General features: G+C 37.5%; 10 protein-coding genes. 3 read left to right on the top strand and 7 right to left on the bottom strand.

Going from position 1 to position 15961, the window contains the following annotated elements; translation table 11 throughout:
• Window positions 1-223: 223 nt before the first annotated feature.
• Window positions 224-1102, bottom strand: a complete 879-nt coding sequence (locus BK581_RS15765; RefSeq protein WP_078579063.1) for a helix-turn-helix domain-containing protein — start codon at window positions 1100-1102, stop codon at window positions 224-226.
• A gap of 96 nt (window positions 1103-1198) precedes the next feature.
• Here BK581_RS15765 and BK581_RS20475 point away from each other — a divergent pair, with 96 nt between their 5' ends.
• Window positions 1199-1327 carry a hypothetical protein gene (locus tag BK581_RS20475; protein ID WP_257819643.1) on the top strand — a complete coding sequence of 43 codons (129 nt, stop codon included), beginning with the start codon at window positions 1199-1201 and terminating at the stop codon, window positions 1325-1327.
• 414 nt (window positions 1328-1741) lie between these two features.
• On the opposite strand, the gene BK581_RS15760 is transcribed toward BK581_RS20475, so the two are convergent.
• The 4 genes from BK581_RS15760 to ppc form a co-directional block, all read right to left on the bottom strand.
• Complete coding sequence (locus BK581_RS15760) at window positions 1742-2245, bottom strand: hypothetical protein (protein ID WP_078579062.1); 504 nt, start codon at window positions 2243-2245, stop codon at window positions 1742-1744.
• A gap of 348 nt (window positions 2246-2593) precedes the next feature.
• Window positions 2594-4042, bottom strand: a complete 1449-nt coding sequence (gene panF / locus BK581_RS15755; RefSeq protein WP_078579061.1) for a sodium/pantothenate symporter — start codon at window positions 4040-4042, stop codon at window positions 2594-2596.
• Window positions 4039-4341, bottom strand: a complete 303-nt coding sequence (locus BK581_RS15750; RefSeq protein ID WP_078579060.1) for a YhdT family protein — start codon at window positions 4339-4341, stop codon at window positions 4039-4041. Before BK581_RS15750 ends, panF begins: the two co-directional genes overlap by 4 nt.
• 340 nt (window positions 4342-4681) lie before the next feature.
• Window positions 4682-7438 carry a phosphoenolpyruvate carboxylase gene (gene ppc / locus BK581_RS15745; protein ID WP_078579059.1) on the bottom strand — a complete coding sequence of 919 codons (2757 nt, stop codon included), beginning with the start codon at window positions 7436-7438 and terminating at the stop codon, window positions 4682-4684.
• A gap of 897 nt (window positions 7439-8335) precedes the next feature.
• Here ppc and BK581_RS15740 point away from each other — a divergent pair.
• Window positions 8336-8827 (top strand): hypothetical protein, encoded by a 492-nt coding sequence (locus BK581_RS15740; RefSeq protein WP_078579058.1) that lies wholly within the window; start codon window positions 8336-8338, stop codon window positions 8825-8827.
• A gap of 32 nt (window positions 8828-8859) precedes the next feature.
• On the opposite strand, the gene BK581_RS15735 is transcribed toward BK581_RS15740, so the two are convergent.
• Window positions 8860-11538, bottom strand: a complete 2679-nt coding sequence (locus tag BK581_RS15735; RefSeq protein WP_078579057.1) for a cation-transporting P-type ATPase — start codon at window positions 11536-11538, stop codon at window positions 8860-8862.
• 364 nt (window positions 11539-11902) lie between these two features.
• On the opposite strand from BK581_RS15735, the gene BK581_RS15730 reads away from it, so the two are divergent.
• On the top strand, window positions 11903-14410 hold the full coding sequence (locus BK581_RS15730; RefSeq protein ID WP_169837751.1) for a bifunctional diguanylate cyclase/phosphodiesterase: 2508 nt from the start codon (window positions 11903-11905) through the stop codon (window positions 14408-14410).
• 413 nt (window positions 14411-14823) lie between these two features.
• On the opposite strand, the gene BK581_RS15725 is transcribed toward BK581_RS15730, so the two are convergent.
• A complete protein-coding gene (locus BK581_RS15725; RefSeq protein ID WP_078579055.1) occupies window positions 14824-15876 on the bottom strand; it encodes a M42 family metallopeptidase in 1053 nt (350 codons plus the stop codon).
• Between the last annotated feature and the right edge of the window lie 85 nt (window positions 15877-15961).

Here is a 15961-nt window from a genome sequence, read left to right as displayed (position 1 = left end):
ATATTTTTTATAGTCTGATTATAATTTTTTTTAACGACGTTGAAAAGGGCAAATTCTTTTCATAGTGTCATTCAAAAGGGGGTTATATGGAAAAGGGCTGTCAAATAGGTCCCTTTACTACGAAACCTTTCACCTCCAGCGAACTAATAAATTTAAATAGTCATCAGACGCCACAAAACATGCCTATTGCAAAGAAGCGTTACACTTCAGTTGAACCATGCTATTAAACAGGGAATAGCTCCTTAATATTCGCTTTAATAATCTCCACATATTCATCATTATCCATAATTTCAAAAGTTAATTGTGCTTTATATAAATGAACTCCTGACTTTTTTAATTGTTTCATATGAAAACAGTTCATGCCAGCTTGAAAATGCAACTCTCCCAATAAATATAAACTTTCTAATTGTGCACAGAGGCGGATGCCATTTTGAGCATAGGCAAATGAATCACGGTGTCTACCAAGTGCCGTTAACGATTTTGTTAAGCCATAATAGACTCTAATTTTTGTTAAATCCATTTTCTTTTGACATTTATGCATTTCTCTCAGTGCCTGCTCATAATATTGAACTGAAAGGGTTAACTCTCCCTCTTCATTGAAAATAATCCCAATACTATTGAGTATCTCAATTTCAGTTGCCGAATAAAGAGTTTTCTCTTTTGAACGAGTTAATTGTAAAGATTTTAGCAGGACATCAAGAGACCTGCGGAATCCTTTCTTTAGATAATAACTTGAAATACCTTCATGCCACATTAAAAATTGCTGATGCTCAAGGGAAGAAAAAACGGCATTTCTTTTTTCACTATTCACTATATCATAAACTGTCCGATAGTCTTTCAATCTAATAGACTTTCGTATCTCGTTTTTCACTTCGTTAATGTAGTCAAATCGTTTGTAGTGGGCCATATTAAAGAAATCATTTATATCAATTTCTAGCTTTTTCGCTATTTGGTAAAGCGTCGTACTTAATGGTATGACTTCCCCTTTTTCGATTCGACTAATTTGTGCTTGAGAACAAATACCGTCAGCCAAGTCTGTCTGTGACATCCCTGCTTTTTCTCTGTACATCTTTATATTTTCGCCTATTAACTCATAATTCATTATCAATTCCCTCCTAAATTAATAGTTAAATGAGAATGCACCTTTGGAACTTTAAGCAGCCTGTCAAATTGTAGATTAGATAAAGGGGGTGACATAATGAAAAAATATTTTATGGCGTTAGGTGTTGTGACGATACTACTTGGTGGAATTGTTTCATTTAGTGGAGGAGACGCTTTTGCGGTAAAAGATTTACCTAATCAGCACAGTGTACCAGATTCTTTTTAAGTTCAAGAATCAATAGGGTCAAAGCTCATTTAGCTTTGACTTCTTTTCTTTTTGAATTAATTGAACGCCAATAAAATACGAGGAATAAACTATTTTCTCAGCAGCAGAGGTTACTAACTTCTTAGTTGAAAACAATATCAGTTTATAACTACCCTCTATTATACTATATTAGAAATAATTTGAATTCAATAAGACGTGGTATTCACTCTTTTCTCATAAAATCTACAACAAGTATGAAGAAATATCTAAAAAAATATGTATAGACGTATAAAATAAAAAACGACATCTAGTCACTTTAAAAGAAAATGCTATGTTAATTTCCCTTTCACCTTGCTAACAGTTTCTATCAACGCTTTTTTATTACTTTTAAACAAAAAAAGTTGCAGAGATCATCTGCAAAAAGGGGGGGCTTTATTATTTCCAAAAGATGAAAGGTAATTGGTCTAAACTCTCCTGCTCTTTTTGCCGCCTTAAATACTGAAATCTACAGAACATATATACTCCAATGACTACTGCCATACTTAACTCTTCTAAAATCATAACAATTATGTGATCAAAGTAGCGGAGAATGGGTGCTTTAGTGTCCGTGTCAGTCATGGCCGGTAATTGATACGGATATACATTTTGTAAATGGTTATTAGAATTCGCGACTGTCTTACTGCTTCCAGTATGCACATATACGTCTCCCTGCCTGCTAATAACCACTGTTTCACGACTGTTCTCCTGCCAACGTCCAAAAGAAGGATCTCCATACACATCTTTCTGGTTGTTCATAGTCTCTAACTCACTTCCGCTGTCAGCTTGTAACAAAGGGTCCTGAAATCTCACCGAATGAACATCTGGAATGTTAGTCGTCACCTGAAACACATACAATGACACAAACAATACCCCGACGAACACCGACAGCCTCTTGGCCATTTTTAAAACCTCCTTTTTAGATTGGTCTTCATCATAACGCATTTTGCAAACCAGTGTATTGGCCTCTATTATTCTTGAGAGCTTATCCACTTGTAAATTTAGCCATTTTCTTTATTTAGCTCTTACAATATACGTCTAAGAATAATAAAACCGAACTTCAAGCAGCGGACATTTTCTTACTCCCCCATGATTAGGCGTTGAGTCAATCAGGACATTAGCGTCCATTAGCTCCCGCCTAAATTGAGTTAGCCCTTCTTCCTATTTTGTGTCGGGAGTTAGCTGTCAAAAAATAAACCCAGAGGATTTTTCCTCTGGGAAGTATCTTGGTATTCGCCATATTTTTAATACTTATGCAGATTTCAAGGGGCGTAACTCCTTCTCTTTTCCTAACCAACTGGCAATGATAAATGTCATGAAGGAAAAAATAACAGGGAAGACGACCGTGTGCACACCCAACATGTGCGGGTAAAGGTTATGAATACATGCATAGCTAATAATCCCTGTCAGCATAGACGTTATGGCACCGTACTTATTAGCGCCTTCCCAGTAAAGCCCCATCACAATTGGCCAAATAAAAGCGGATTGCAATCCTCCAAAAGCAAATAAATTCATCCAAATGAGTAAATCAGGCGGACTGAGGGCCGCAGTGAAAATAGCCACTCCTAGAAGAGACGTCACCCATAGGCTCATACGCCTTACCCGTTTCTCTTCCGCATCTGGGTTTATGTAATTTAAATAGATATCTTTCACAACTGCTGAACTGACAATGAGTAAAAGCGAATCCACTGTAGACATAATAGCAGCCAAAGGGGCCGCTAACACCATGCCCGCCAACCAAGGTGGTAGAACTTCCATTGTGATTAATGGCATCACTTTATCAGGGACGTCAATGCCTGGCATAACAGGTCTTGCAAATACACCAATTAAATGCATACCAAGCATAATAAATCCTACGACGCACGTACCAACAATGAGAGCTCTATGCATAGAACGGGCATTTTTATACGACATAGCTCTCACTGCGACTTGAGGTAAAGCTAACACCCCTACACCAACTAGAATCCAGAAGGAGGAGACATAAGCTGGTGTTAAGCCACCATCATGCCCAAATGGGGATATTAGATTTGGATTTTCTGTTGCCAAATCAGTGATAATGGCAGAGATACCGCCTCCCGCCACAATGGTACCAATTAAAATAATAAGTGTGCCAAACACCATTACGATGCCTTGGATCATATCCGTTAACGCGACCGCTCTAAAACCCCCGATTATGACATAAATTAGAACTGTCACTGCAAATATAAATAATGCTGTTGTATATTCTAGTCCTGTAAGTGATTCGATTAACCTGGCACCACCTACCCACTGAGCCACCATCGCTGAAAATAAAAAGATAATGATACTTGCTGCTGATATAAAAACAACGCCACGGCTATTTGCATAACGCATCCTTAAAAAATCAATTAACGTTACCGCATCATACTTTCGCGCATAAATAGCAAATTTTTTTCCCAGTACCATCAAAACAAAATAACCTGTGGCTACTTGTGCCATTGCAAGAAGAACCCAACCTAGTCCTTGAGTATAAGCAGCTCCAGGTCCCCCAATGAAACTACTTGCACTTCCATATGTCGCTATCATTGTCATTGCAAGGACAAAGCCACCTAACTCTCGGCTACCAAGAAAATATTCATGTAAAAACTGATTCGATTTCTTTACAAATCGCAATGACCAAAATCCCGCGCCAAATATTATAAAGAAAAAAATAATTAATGGTACTACAACTGCCCAGTTCATTCCTGTCCTCCTTCTGACTCATTCTCTGATTGGTTAACCTCAAAAGGGACGTATGTAAAAAAGTATTTGACAACAATTATGACTAGTATTACCATCACTACAAATCCAACGATACAGCTATAAAAAAACCACGCTGGGAAACCGAACACATATGTATACTCTTCCACAGAGCCTGAGCCAAGCCCATAAGCAAACCCGTACCACCAGCCAAAATTTATTAGAACAACTCCAACTCCTATTAATGCTTCTCGATTCGCAATTTTAAAACGAGGATCTTTTTGGTTACTATCACGACTCATCGTACAACCCCCTTCTCATAACTTTAGCCTTCGTTAGACATGACCCTTACACGAAACTCTTCTATGTTTTTACTAACTCTCAAAACATCCAGACAGCAGAGGAGCCTTTACTTAGAATAGGATTAGGCGTCCGAGTGTCATCGTCGTTTCTCTATTTTAACTCATTTTAAAATATAATAAAGTGACGTATTACTCCTACATCTTTCAACATGCTACCCGTATCTCTATTAAACAGATTTTCGCACTCGTCATTACTGGAGAATTTTCTCTCCCTTGTGCTATACATACAAAATAACAGATACCCATAAAAGGGCATCTGTTATTAGTTATTGACCCAAAATCAACCTGTATTCATGAGTCCAGCAGCAACACCACTAATGGTGAGCAGTACTTCTGTCAGTAATTCATCTGATTTTTGCCCGTTCGAATCTCTCATCTTTTTAATCAGATCCACTTGTAAATAGCTCAACGGATCCACATAAGGGTTACGTCGATACACAGATTCTTGAATCGTTGGTGTATGCCCCAGTAAATCAACATTTTGGGATATTTTCAATAGGATGTCTCTTGTACGATGATACTCATCCTTAATATCATTAAAAATACGTTCACCGATCGCTTTATCTTCTACTAATCCAACGTATTCCTCTGCCGTTTGTAAATCAGCTTTCATAAGCGCCATCTGAAGATTATTAATTGTGGAATGGAAAAATGGCCATTCAGCGTACATTTTTTGTAAGACGTTAAGGTGATCCTCACTTTTAGCAGCATATGCTACTAAACCAGTACCAGAAGCATACCATGCAGGAATATTTTGTCGGCACTGCGTCCATGCAAATACCCACGGAATCGCTCTTAAGTTCTCGAATTTATCACTATTTTTCCGCGCCATCGGTCGTGAACCGATATTGAGTTCTCTCAGTTCATTTAAAGGTGTTGTCTGTTTAAAATAGGTTAAGAAATCTTTATCATTAAATACAAGCTCTTGATATTTTTTTAGGGAATGTTCTGAAATAATTTCCATTGCTTCTTCCCATTCTTTCTTTAATCCTGTTACTTTAACCGTCTCAGTATGAACTTTTGACGATGAGGAAATTAATGCTGACGCTGCTTGCTCAAGATTACGGAAAGCGATATCCCCTAATAAATAACGGGAGGATAGAACTTCTCCTTGCTCCGTTATTTTTACACCGTCTCCTAATGTTTCTGCTGGCTGGGACACAATACTTCTGTTCAATGGTCCGCCACCACGGCCTAAGGACCCGCCTCGACCATGGAAAAACTTTAGACCGATATCAAATTCCCGCGCCATATCATGAATTTCCTGTTGAGCTTTAAATAATTTCCAATTAGCTGTTAACGTTCCGCCATCTTTACTCCCATCGGAGTAGCCAAGCATGATTTCTTGATGATCTCCTCGTTCACGGATGTGATGGCGATAAACATCCATATTAAATAATCGTTTCATTATTTTCGGACCAGCAATGAGATCATCAATCGTTTCTAAAAGTGGTGCCACAGTGATGTTACTCTCCACCGTCCCATCGGCATGAAGCTTATAAATTCCTGCTTCTTTTGCAAGAACAAGCACTTCAAGCAAGTCACTTGAAGATTTCGTCATACTAACGAGATAGACTTCTATTGCTCGGTGACCAAATTCCTCATGCGCTTCTTTAATGAGTTTGAAAACTTTAAAGATTTCTTGTGTTTCCTCTGAATAATCTTCATTTAACAGCATGAGCGGCCGAGGATCTTCTAATACTTGTTGCAATATTGACAACTTCTCATCTTCGGAAAGAGAAGCATAGTTATCGCATATCTTAACAACTTTAAGCATTTCCGCAATAGCTACTTCGTGTTCACCGCTATGGTTTCTCACATCTAATGTGGCAAGATGAAAGCCGAATAATTCTACTTGTCTAATTAACTTAGCCAACTTTTTCAGCTTATGACCTTGTTGCTGGTGGCTTAGGGCACTTTTTTCGATAAGTTGTAAATCTGCTAGCAAATCTTCCGCTTCGGAATAGCCATTTTTGGAATGACCTACTTGACGAAGTCGCTTTAGTATAATAGCAAATTTACGACGGTATATTTCAGACTTAATCGGCCAAGTTTCCGTTTTCTTCAAATAGGTCTTCTCTTCTTTCTCCACTGTTGAGATTAACGTTTCGTCAATTTTTACACGTGCTGAGGAATGACTGAAGCGTCTCATAAGATCAATTAATGCTTCCTCATATTTTTTTAAAGCTAATTCTCGCTGAAGCTTTAACGTTTCCCACGTTACTTCAGGGGTTACAAATGGATTGCCATCCCTGTCCCCCCCAATCCAAGAACCGAAAAAGAGAAAATTCGGGACACGCCACTGGTTACCAGGAAAATAGTCATCCAGTTGATCTTCTAATTCTGTATGAATCGCAGGTAATACATCAAACAGTGTTTGATCAAAATAGTAAAGGCCATTTTTTACCTCGCCAATAACAGATGGTTTTCTGTGCCGCAATTCATCGGTCTGCCATAAAGCCGTTACTTCATTGACAAGACTTTCTTCTAAGTCATCTCGTTCTTTACGAGTTGGGAGTGGGCTGTCTAATTCTTGTAAGATCTGTGAGATTCGCTTTTGAATTTCCAATACCGTTCTCTTAGAAGCTTCTGTAGGATGAGCAGTCATAATGAGCTCTATGGACAAATCATCTAAAATTTGTTGAATGACTTCTGGCGTATGATTGTCATCTTTTAACGTTTTTACAGCACTTTCAATTGAAATGGGCTGTATTGTACCATCTTCATGCATGCGATACTGTCGTGAACGTCGAATACGATGGTTTTGTTCTGCAATATTAACGAGATGAAAGTAAGTTGAGAAGGCTCGAATCACATCTTGTCTCGCTGGAGATTGCAACCCATTAATTTTCTCTTTTAACCCTTCATATTGTGATTGATTAAACTCTTCACGTAAACCTTTTGCCATCTCTCGGATTTCCTCAACAGCTTGGAAAAGCTCTTCTCCTCCATGATTAGTTAAAACCTGTCCTAAAATGTTGCCAAGCTTTTTTACATCATTTCTTAAACGAGCGTTTGGGTCTTTTCTGTCAACCATTTTATCATCCTCCTGTATAAAAACCTCACTTACTTAGATTAGTAAGTGATTTTGTAAGCGCATGACACAATGCATGCTGAGAAGTGCAATTGAATGTGGCTGCCGTATAACTTTGTAAGACTCGCACCTTTAGCTTTCCTGTTATAATGTCAGAAAATCCTTCAAGTTAAAAATCCCGCACTTAATGTCATTGTAAGTGGGACAATTTGTGTCATCTTTGACATAAACTGTCCCACTCACAACAAAGAATCCCGTGAGATTATGTTTAATAGTACCAAACAATATGCGGTTTAATCAATTTTTTCTAACTTTTTTGTCTATTTATAGAGGGTTTCAAAGGGACAGCTAGCTACTTAGAAGGCCTTATCTTTAAACATAATTCAAGTCAGTATGGTAAATTTCTCTTCAACTTATCACGATTACCTCACAAATAATAGGGACTAAAGTATGTTATATTTAACATATATTTATATATCAAGTAACAGCTTTTTTCTCTTTCTTATATAAGAGAGTCGTAAGTCAAATCTTCTTGTTTCCCCCTCTTTGTTCTAACGTTTTAAAAACTCTCATTAACCTTTAAGACGAATATATACAACGGTCACTTCGTCCACTTAAAAACACCAACCGCTACATAACATTATAAAAATCCTTAATTGATCTTTTCATTTATAACTCACCTCCTTTGATAGAGGATTTTCCACGTTTTCCTCTAACCATTTCTATTCAAGTAGTGCTTATTAATATAAATTTCCTCAAAACAAGTAAAAAGGTATTAGACATTTGTACCTCTTTTTCATATATAATAGATCGAGTAATATAAAAAATGAGTATATAAACTAATATTATTAAATTAAATTAGGTCATTATGACTATTTATTAGAATAGGAGGGATACATCATGAGACGATATTTACATTCGATGGGCAAACCTCAATCTTTACATTTCGTCTATTTAACATCTTATCCAGTAAAAAGGCAAAATGAATTAAAAGAAATGAATATCCTTGATTTAATACAAAACCCTATTATTTTTGTCATGAGAGGGCCGATCGATATGAGAGGCGTCTTTGAACTATTAGGAAAGGGAAATGGCATTATTTTTGATTATGAAAAAGTTCGCTTGGAAAAAACACTGCCTATTGCCGTCAATATGTATCACTCATTTATCTCTCCAGGCATAAAAAAATATATTAAGCCTGAATTCGAAGAGATAAAATATAAAGGTAAACCATTTTCCTGTCAGCTAAGCTACAAAAGCTTAATGGTGTGGCCCTCCACATCTCCCTCTCTACGAGACATGTTAATTAACAAAACTTATACAAACATATCAGCTAAAAAAACATGTCTACATCATGAGCCTGCGGCATCACGTAAAAAGCCCAATCCCTAAAGTGAATGGGCTTTTTACTAATAATCAACTTGTCATTCATCTCGTCTTTGTAGAAGATATCGTGTAATCGCTTTTTCTATTTCAATGATAACAAATACTGTCATGCCCATTAAAATTGGCACAATCCAATAGATGATGTCCAATGGCTGCGTACCGAATGCCACATTCATAAATGGTAAATACAACAAAGCGAGTTGTAACAAGATAAGAACGCCTGATACGAGAAAAGCAATTTTATTTTTGAAGAAATTTTTATCAAAAGCAATGCTTAATTCATTCCTACAATTAAACAAATGAAACATTTGCATCATGACGATGGTGTGCAAAAGCACGCTATTAATCATATTGTTATCAATACCACGACTTAGCAATTCTACATTTAAAAGTAATGTACCTCCTCCAATTAACAGGGAAACGAAAATGATTCGAAAAATGTAATAGGAGGTCAGCAATGGTGTTTTAACCGGTCGTGGAGGACGTCTCATGGCTCCCGCTTCCACAGGCTCAAAGGCAAGAGCTAACGATACTGTTATGGCGATGACCATATTTACCCACAATATTTGGATTGGTGTAAGGGGCATCATCGTGCCGAGAAGGATACTGGCCATAATGAGAAAAGATTGAGCCCCATTAGTCGGTAAAATGAATAGAATGGTCTTTTTTAAGTTTGCATAAACGCGACGCCCTTCTTCTACTGCACCGACGATTGTTTCGAAATTATCATCTGTAAGAATCATTTGAGACGATTCCTTAGCCACCTCTGTCCCTTTTATCCCCATTGCTACACCAATATCAGCTCGCTTTAATGCTGGGGCATCATTAACCCCATCTCCAGTCATGGCCGCAATTTTATCATGGTTTTGCAAAGCTTTAACAATACGTAATTTATTATCAGGACTTGTGCGTGCAAACACATCATAAGTCATTATCGCCTCTGACAATTCTTCGTCTGACATAGCATCTATCTCTTTTCCTTCAAGACCCTTCTCACCATCTCCTATCCCCATTTTTTCGCCAATGGCTAATGCAGTATCTTTATGGTCTCCTGTAATCATTTTCACGTTTATTCCTGCTTTTGCACACTCTTCAATCGCCTTAATCGCTTCTTCACGAGGCGGATCAATAATACCTGTCAACCCTAGAAATATAACGCCCTCGTCCAAGTCCTCATGATGTATTTTAGTCACATTATCAGAAACTTTTTTATACGCAGCACTTAGTACCCTTTCTCCCTTTGTTGTGCGCGCTTTTACTTTCTCTTCCCAAATATCTCTATCAAAATTGTCATCACTTGCTTCAGCCATTTGGAAAAGGCGATCAGGAGCCCCTTTAATATAAATATATTTCCCTTCATCATTTTCCGTTAAAACAGCCATATATTTATAGTCAGAATCAAAGGGGATCGTCGATAATATGTCACCTCTAGGAATATGATTATCTGCCTTTTCAGCTAATGTTAACAAACATCCTTCTGTCGGCTCACCTACCACATACCAACTTCCATCCTCTTGTTTTAAAGAAGCTGTGTTACACGTTTTCATGACCATCAATAGCTCTCTTAACGCAGGATGATCATTCACGTCCACTTCTTGATCATGCTGTTTAATTTCCCCTTCTGGTGCATATCCTGTACCTGTTACCTTGTAATCATGTTCTATAGTACTGACAGACGTGACGGTCATTTCATTTTTCGTTAAGGTTCCCGTTTTGTCTGAACATATAACTGATACAGCTCCTAATGTCTCCACTGACGGCAAATTCCGCACAATGGCTTTTCTATTCGCCATCGTTTGGACTCCAAGGGCAAGAATAATCGAGATAATGGCTGGCAAACCTTCAGGTATAGCCGCAACGGCCAATCCAATGATAGAAAGAAGCAGTTCAGCAGCGCCATAATCCCTTAAGTAAATACCAAACAAGTAAATAAGCCCTGAGGCTGCGAGAATAAAAACAGCGACTGTTTTACCAAAACGGTCTGTCTGCTTCATAAGCGGGGTTTTCAATTCCTCAACTTCATTGATTGACTCATTGATTTTTCCAATTTCAGTATGTGTTCCCGTAGCTATCACAACACCATGTCCACTACCTGAGGTAACTGCGGTTCCGGAAAATGCCATGTTTAACCGATCACCTAGAACTGTCTCTTCGTCTAATGTATCAATGCTTTTTTCTGTTGACGTTGATTCACCTGTCAAAGCCGCTTCTTCAGTTTTTAATTGATTAGCTGATAATAAACGGAGATCAGCAGGTACTTTATCACCAGAATTTAAGTAGACAATGTCTCCTGGCACAAGTTCATCTGCATGAATGATCTGTTTTTCACCATCTCTGAGTACGTTTGCTTCTAAAGAGAGCATATTTTTTATACCTTCTAATGCTTTTTCAGCCTTGCTTTCTTGAAAATAACCGATCACTGCATTAATAACAGCCACTAACACAATAACGATAGTATCGATATAGTGACCAAGGAAACCTGTAACGAAAGCTGCCACCAACAAGACATAAATAAGAACATCATTAAAATGTTTCAAAAATTTAATAAACCTATTTTCTGATTGCTTTTCAGGTAAGGCATTCTCACCATATTTGTTCAATCTTTCACTAACCATGTCAGACGTTAATCCATTCATGTCATCGGTCTCAAAGCTTGTCAAAACATCATCAGGGTCTATATTATGCCATGATCTATCCAACTTGTTTTCCACACCCATTTATGAGACATCCTTTCTAATTCAATAATATGAAAGAATCTTTACAAGATTACTATTTTGTTACACTTATAGCTTGGTCTGTTCTCTATCCAACTTACATTATGGTACTATGTGGATATCTTATGTTTTATATTAACGCTTTCGATCTCATGTAAACATCTTCTTTCAGCAAAACTATTATTCCTTTGTGTTTAACAAAGCTATTGAAAGATCAATTTGACATTGTCATTCTCCATCCATTGAGTAGACCACTTTATATTTGCTGCAATAAGAACTTTGTATCATTATCGCAACAACCCCTTACATTGAGTCTATCTAATGAAGGATACGTTGAGATGCTTTATTTATGGAAGGAGTTACCGCCATGATGAGATTTAAACAGTATAAACACCGAAAGGCCATAACAAACACTTCGACTTACAGAGGTCAGGACGACTATTCGATTTTTTATGATTTAAACCCTGAGGCAGCATTTATTCTTAAGAGTGATGGCGTATTTATTAGCTTAAACAAGGCTGCTGAAAAGTTACTAGGTGGCGCTAAAAAAGATCTCATAGGTCTTTCACTTTATCAATTTATTGATAGCAGCTTAGTTAATAATACAATTGACAGTATAAAAACCTTAATGTTAGGTCAAGACAGTCGTTCAATTTCCACTATTATAACGACACCACAGAAGACAAGTATCCATGTTATCTTGTACGTCACCAGTTATGTAAATGAGCAAGGGATTCAAAAGCTTGCTTGTATAGCTAAAAATATTGAGGATATTACACAATATAGCTCTAAATTACTGAAAATAAAAAATAATCTGAATGAACTGCAAGAAATAGTGAAGGGAGGCATATGGCATTATAATTCCCATACACAAAAACTCTATTGCTCTAAACAAGTATCTAAAATATTAGGCATTAAGAAACGGATTACATCAATGAATGAGCTTGAGCAATATGAGTACCTTCTTAAAGAACAAGATCTAAAACATCTTAAATCATCTATCAACAATTTATATTTTAAGGGAAGAATTCTAGAGGTTTCTTGTCCTATAAAACGACACGATGGATCGATTGCCTATATTAGAATACATGGAAAGCCGATTAAGAAAGGTGACCAGTTGAGCGCATGTTTAACCGGGGTGATTCAAGACACGACAGAGTATCATTCTATTAAAAATAAGCTTATAGAAAAAAACATTCAAGCAGAGAACCTTTACAATCAAATAGAAGAGATCGTTTGGTCTCTCGATATGACGACCAAAAAAATCATTTTTTGCTCAAATGATTTTGAAGAGATTACGGGATGGAAGCTATCAGACTTAATCGGACCTAATAAGCTTTGGAAGGAAACAATTCATCCTAAAGACAAAGACCATGTAACAGCAGCAATTAACCGCCTGCTAGATGGTAAGCAAACGTCCTTTCATTACCAATTTTACCATGCTTCTGGCCAACTGAGATGGGGCCATTTTAAAGCTTATCCGATATTAGATTCCCATAACAAACTTATTCGATTGGATGGTATCATTCAAGATATTACGTGTCGTAAAGAAATGGAAAATAAGCTATTACATATCGCTTATCATGACCATATCACAGGTTTGCCGAACCGCTTGCATTTTGAAGAAACACTTCAAAAGAAAATAACTCTAGCGCAACAGGCTAACGATACTTTTGCCATTTTTCACGTTGACTTGGATCGCTTTAGACATATTAATGAAATGCTCGGCTATGAAATTGGGGATGACTTGCTACAATATACAGCCAGTCGTCTGAAAGAACATTCTCATTCTGATTATTATATTTCAAGGATCAGTGGGAATGAATTTGCAGTGATCTTGTCCAGCTGTGAACTTGCAGAAGCTAAACATCAAGCTGCTAAATACCTCGAAAGTTTACGCCCTGTTTTTAAGATCAAAGATTATGAACTCTATATTACAGGAAGCATCGGCATTGCTCTTTTCCCAAAACACGGAAAAGATCTCGAGCATCTCTTGAAAAATTCAGAAACGGCTTTATATCATGCCAAAAACGGCGGTAAAAATACATTTAAAGTGTATTGTTCAACGATGACGACGGAATCGAAACACCGCTATTCTTTAGAGAAAGATTTACGTAACGCACTACAAACTAACCAATTATTTATTGAGTATCAGCCAAAGGTTTCTCCAGAAACACAACTCCTCACTGGAGGTGAAGCCTTATTAAGATGGGAGCATCCCAAATTAGGACATGTGTCTCCAGGAGAGTTTATCCCTTTAGCTGAAGAGAGTGATCTCATTTGTCATATCGGAGACTGGGTAATAGAGAACGTCTGTAGGCAGATGCAAAAATGGGAATCCGAAGGGCTACCTCTTATTCCTATTTCAGTTAATATCTCAGCCCTCCATCTCACAAAAGTAGATTTGATTACGAAAGTCAAACAGGCGTTAACTCACTATCATATCCCACCGCATCTGTTTGAAATTGAAATTACAGAAACATCTCTTATCCAATCTTCTGAGCTTATTTTTTCACGGCTAGAATCTTTGAAACAATTAGGTGTTAGAATTTCGTTAGATGATTTCGGTGTCGGTTATTCGTCACTTACCCATCTGTTAAAATTTCAGCTTGATGCTTTAAAGATTGATAAATCACTTATCGCTAACCTTCCACAAAAAAAGGAAGACAGCATTATTATTTCAACCCTTATAAGAATGGCCAAGGGTCTCGGCATTAGTTTAGTCGCAGAAGGCGTAGAAACAACCGACCAGCTGAAGTTTTTAAAGCAAGAGGAATGTCATTTTGTTCAAGGTTACTTATTTAGTCAACCTGTTTCACCCCTCAATTTCTCTCGCCTTGTGAAGAAAGGGATATTGCCTGTCCAAGCTCACTAATCCATTCTCCTTTGTTTGCATTGGATCATTCTCATTGGCTTTTCTTTATAATACTTTTTTCTATTCTTGTGATTATTCTTCATATGATGAAAAGACCACCTATCTGAGTTACCTAGTTGCTTGGTAACTCAGTTCCTTTCTTCTATTAAGCGCCCTTTTCTAAAACAATTTGCACATATTTGAAAATAGATTTCAAGTGAAGATTTTTGGGCGAATAAACATTCAAGTGTAGACGTATACATGAGAGAAATGACCTTTTTTTCCGTCAGAGGATCTATCACCAGCAATAGGATGTCATTATAAATTATTCAAGGCGACCACAGTCACTACCGTGGTCGCCTTATTAATTGATATACATTATAGTTACTTTCCGAAAGAGTAGATCTTCATGTGCCCTTAAAGAGAAAAGATCGCTACTCAACCATCGGTGACTGAATATAATGCCAAAGCAAGGTGGACGTTTCTTTAATGGATGAGGTATGGGTCCGTTCATAAGCATGAGAAGAGTCAATCCCCGGTCCTACTAATCCGTGAATAATATCGTGTCCAGCGCGAATAGCAGCAGAAGCATCTGAATTATAATATGGGTAAATGTCCAATTTATAATTCACATTGTTGGTTTTAGCTAATTGAACAAGGTGTTGTCGTAAACCAAGATGATAAGGACCACTTGCATCCTTCACACAAATTGACACGGTATATTCATCGGTTGTCTGTCCATCTCCTATCGCCCCCATGTCAACTGCTAGATATTCCGCTGTTTCTGGAGGAATATTTGAGTTTCCCCCATAGCCTATTTCTTCATTGTTAGATATTAAAAAATGTGTCGTATACGGTAACTCTATTTTTTGGAGAGACATACTCTTTATCAGCTCAAGGAGAATGCCGACACTTGCCTTATCATCAAGATGCCGCGACTTAATAAAGCCATTGTCCAGCACTTGGATGCGAGGATCAAAGGAAATAAAGTCCCCCACTTCGATGCCTAATTCCTTTACCTCTTCAGCAGAAGTAACTTTTTCATCAATTCTTACTTCAATATTTTCTGTGTTTCGTTCAGCCTTTCCTGCATCTTTATAGACATGTACTGAGGTTTGATGCATGAGAATCGTACCGTTAAATACTTTACCATTCGAAGAAGTATGGATGGTGCAGTATTCCCCTTCAATCGCATTTAATCGAAAACCTCCGATAGGCGTTAATTTAAGACGCCCGCTCGGCTTAATTTCCTTTACCATCGCCCCTAGTGTATCCACGTGAGCCGTAAGCATCCGATGCTTCTTATCATCCTTTCCAGGGAGTGTCGCTATAAGCGCCCCTTTATGATTTCGTTTCACATTTATATCGAATTGAGACAAATAATTTTCAACAAATGCGATAACCTCTTTCGTATTTCCTGATGGACTTGGAATTTCAACTAACTTTTCAATGACATTCACTATTTGATCAACAGATGGTACACCCAATCCTCTCAACTCCTGATTAGTTATTTACTTCAAGTGTATCAAACTACTATATGACCTACCACTGAACAGTACTCAGACCGAAAAG

Origin of the sequence: Salipaludibacillus agaradhaerens, from assembly GCF_002019735.1 — a bacterium.
GTDB classification, from domain to species: Bacteria; Bacillota; Bacilli; order Bacillales; family Salisediminibacteriaceae; genus Salipaludibacillus; species Salipaludibacillus agaradhaerens.
Note: the sequence above shows the minus strand (reverse complement) of the source record. Positions and strands in the feature narration are given on the sequence as shown.

Excerpts from the sequence above, each read along its gene's own strand:
- BK581_RS15735 (WP_078579057.1), bottom strand. The coding sequence starts at position 11,538 with ATGGGTGTGGAAAACAAGTTGGATAGATCATGGCATAATATAGACCCT.
- BK581_RS15740 (WP_078579058.1), top strand. The coding sequence starts at position 8,336 with ATGAGACGATATTTACATTCGATGGGCAAACCTCAATCTTTACATTTC.
- ppc (WP_078579059.1), bottom strand. The coding sequence starts at position 7,438 with ATGGTTGACAGAAAAGACCCAAACGCTCGTTTAAGAAATGATGTAAAA.
- BK581_RS15750 (WP_078579060.1), bottom strand. The coding sequence starts at position 4,341 with ATGAGTCGTGATAGTAACCAAAAAGATCCTCGTTTTAAAATTGCGAAT.
- panF (WP_078579061.1), bottom strand. The coding sequence starts at position 4,042 with ATGAACTGGGCAGTTGTAGTACCATTAATTATTTTTTTCTTTATAATA.
- BK581_RS20475 (WP_257819643.1), top strand. The coding sequence starts at position 1,199 with ATGAAAAAATATTTTATGGCGTTAGGTGTTGTGACGATACTACTTGGT.
- BK581_RS15765 (WP_078579063.1), bottom strand. The coding sequence starts at position 1,102 with ATGAATTATGAGTTAATAGGCGAAAATATAAAGATGTACAGAGAAAAA.
- BK581_RS15730 (WP_169837751.1), top strand. The coding sequence starts at position 11,903 with ATGATGAGATTTAAACAGTATAAACACCGAAAGGCCATAACAAACACT.
- BK581_RS15760 (WP_078579062.1), bottom strand. The coding sequence starts at position 2,245 with ATGGCCAAGAGGCTGTCGGTGTTCGTCGGGGTATTGTTTGTGTCATTG.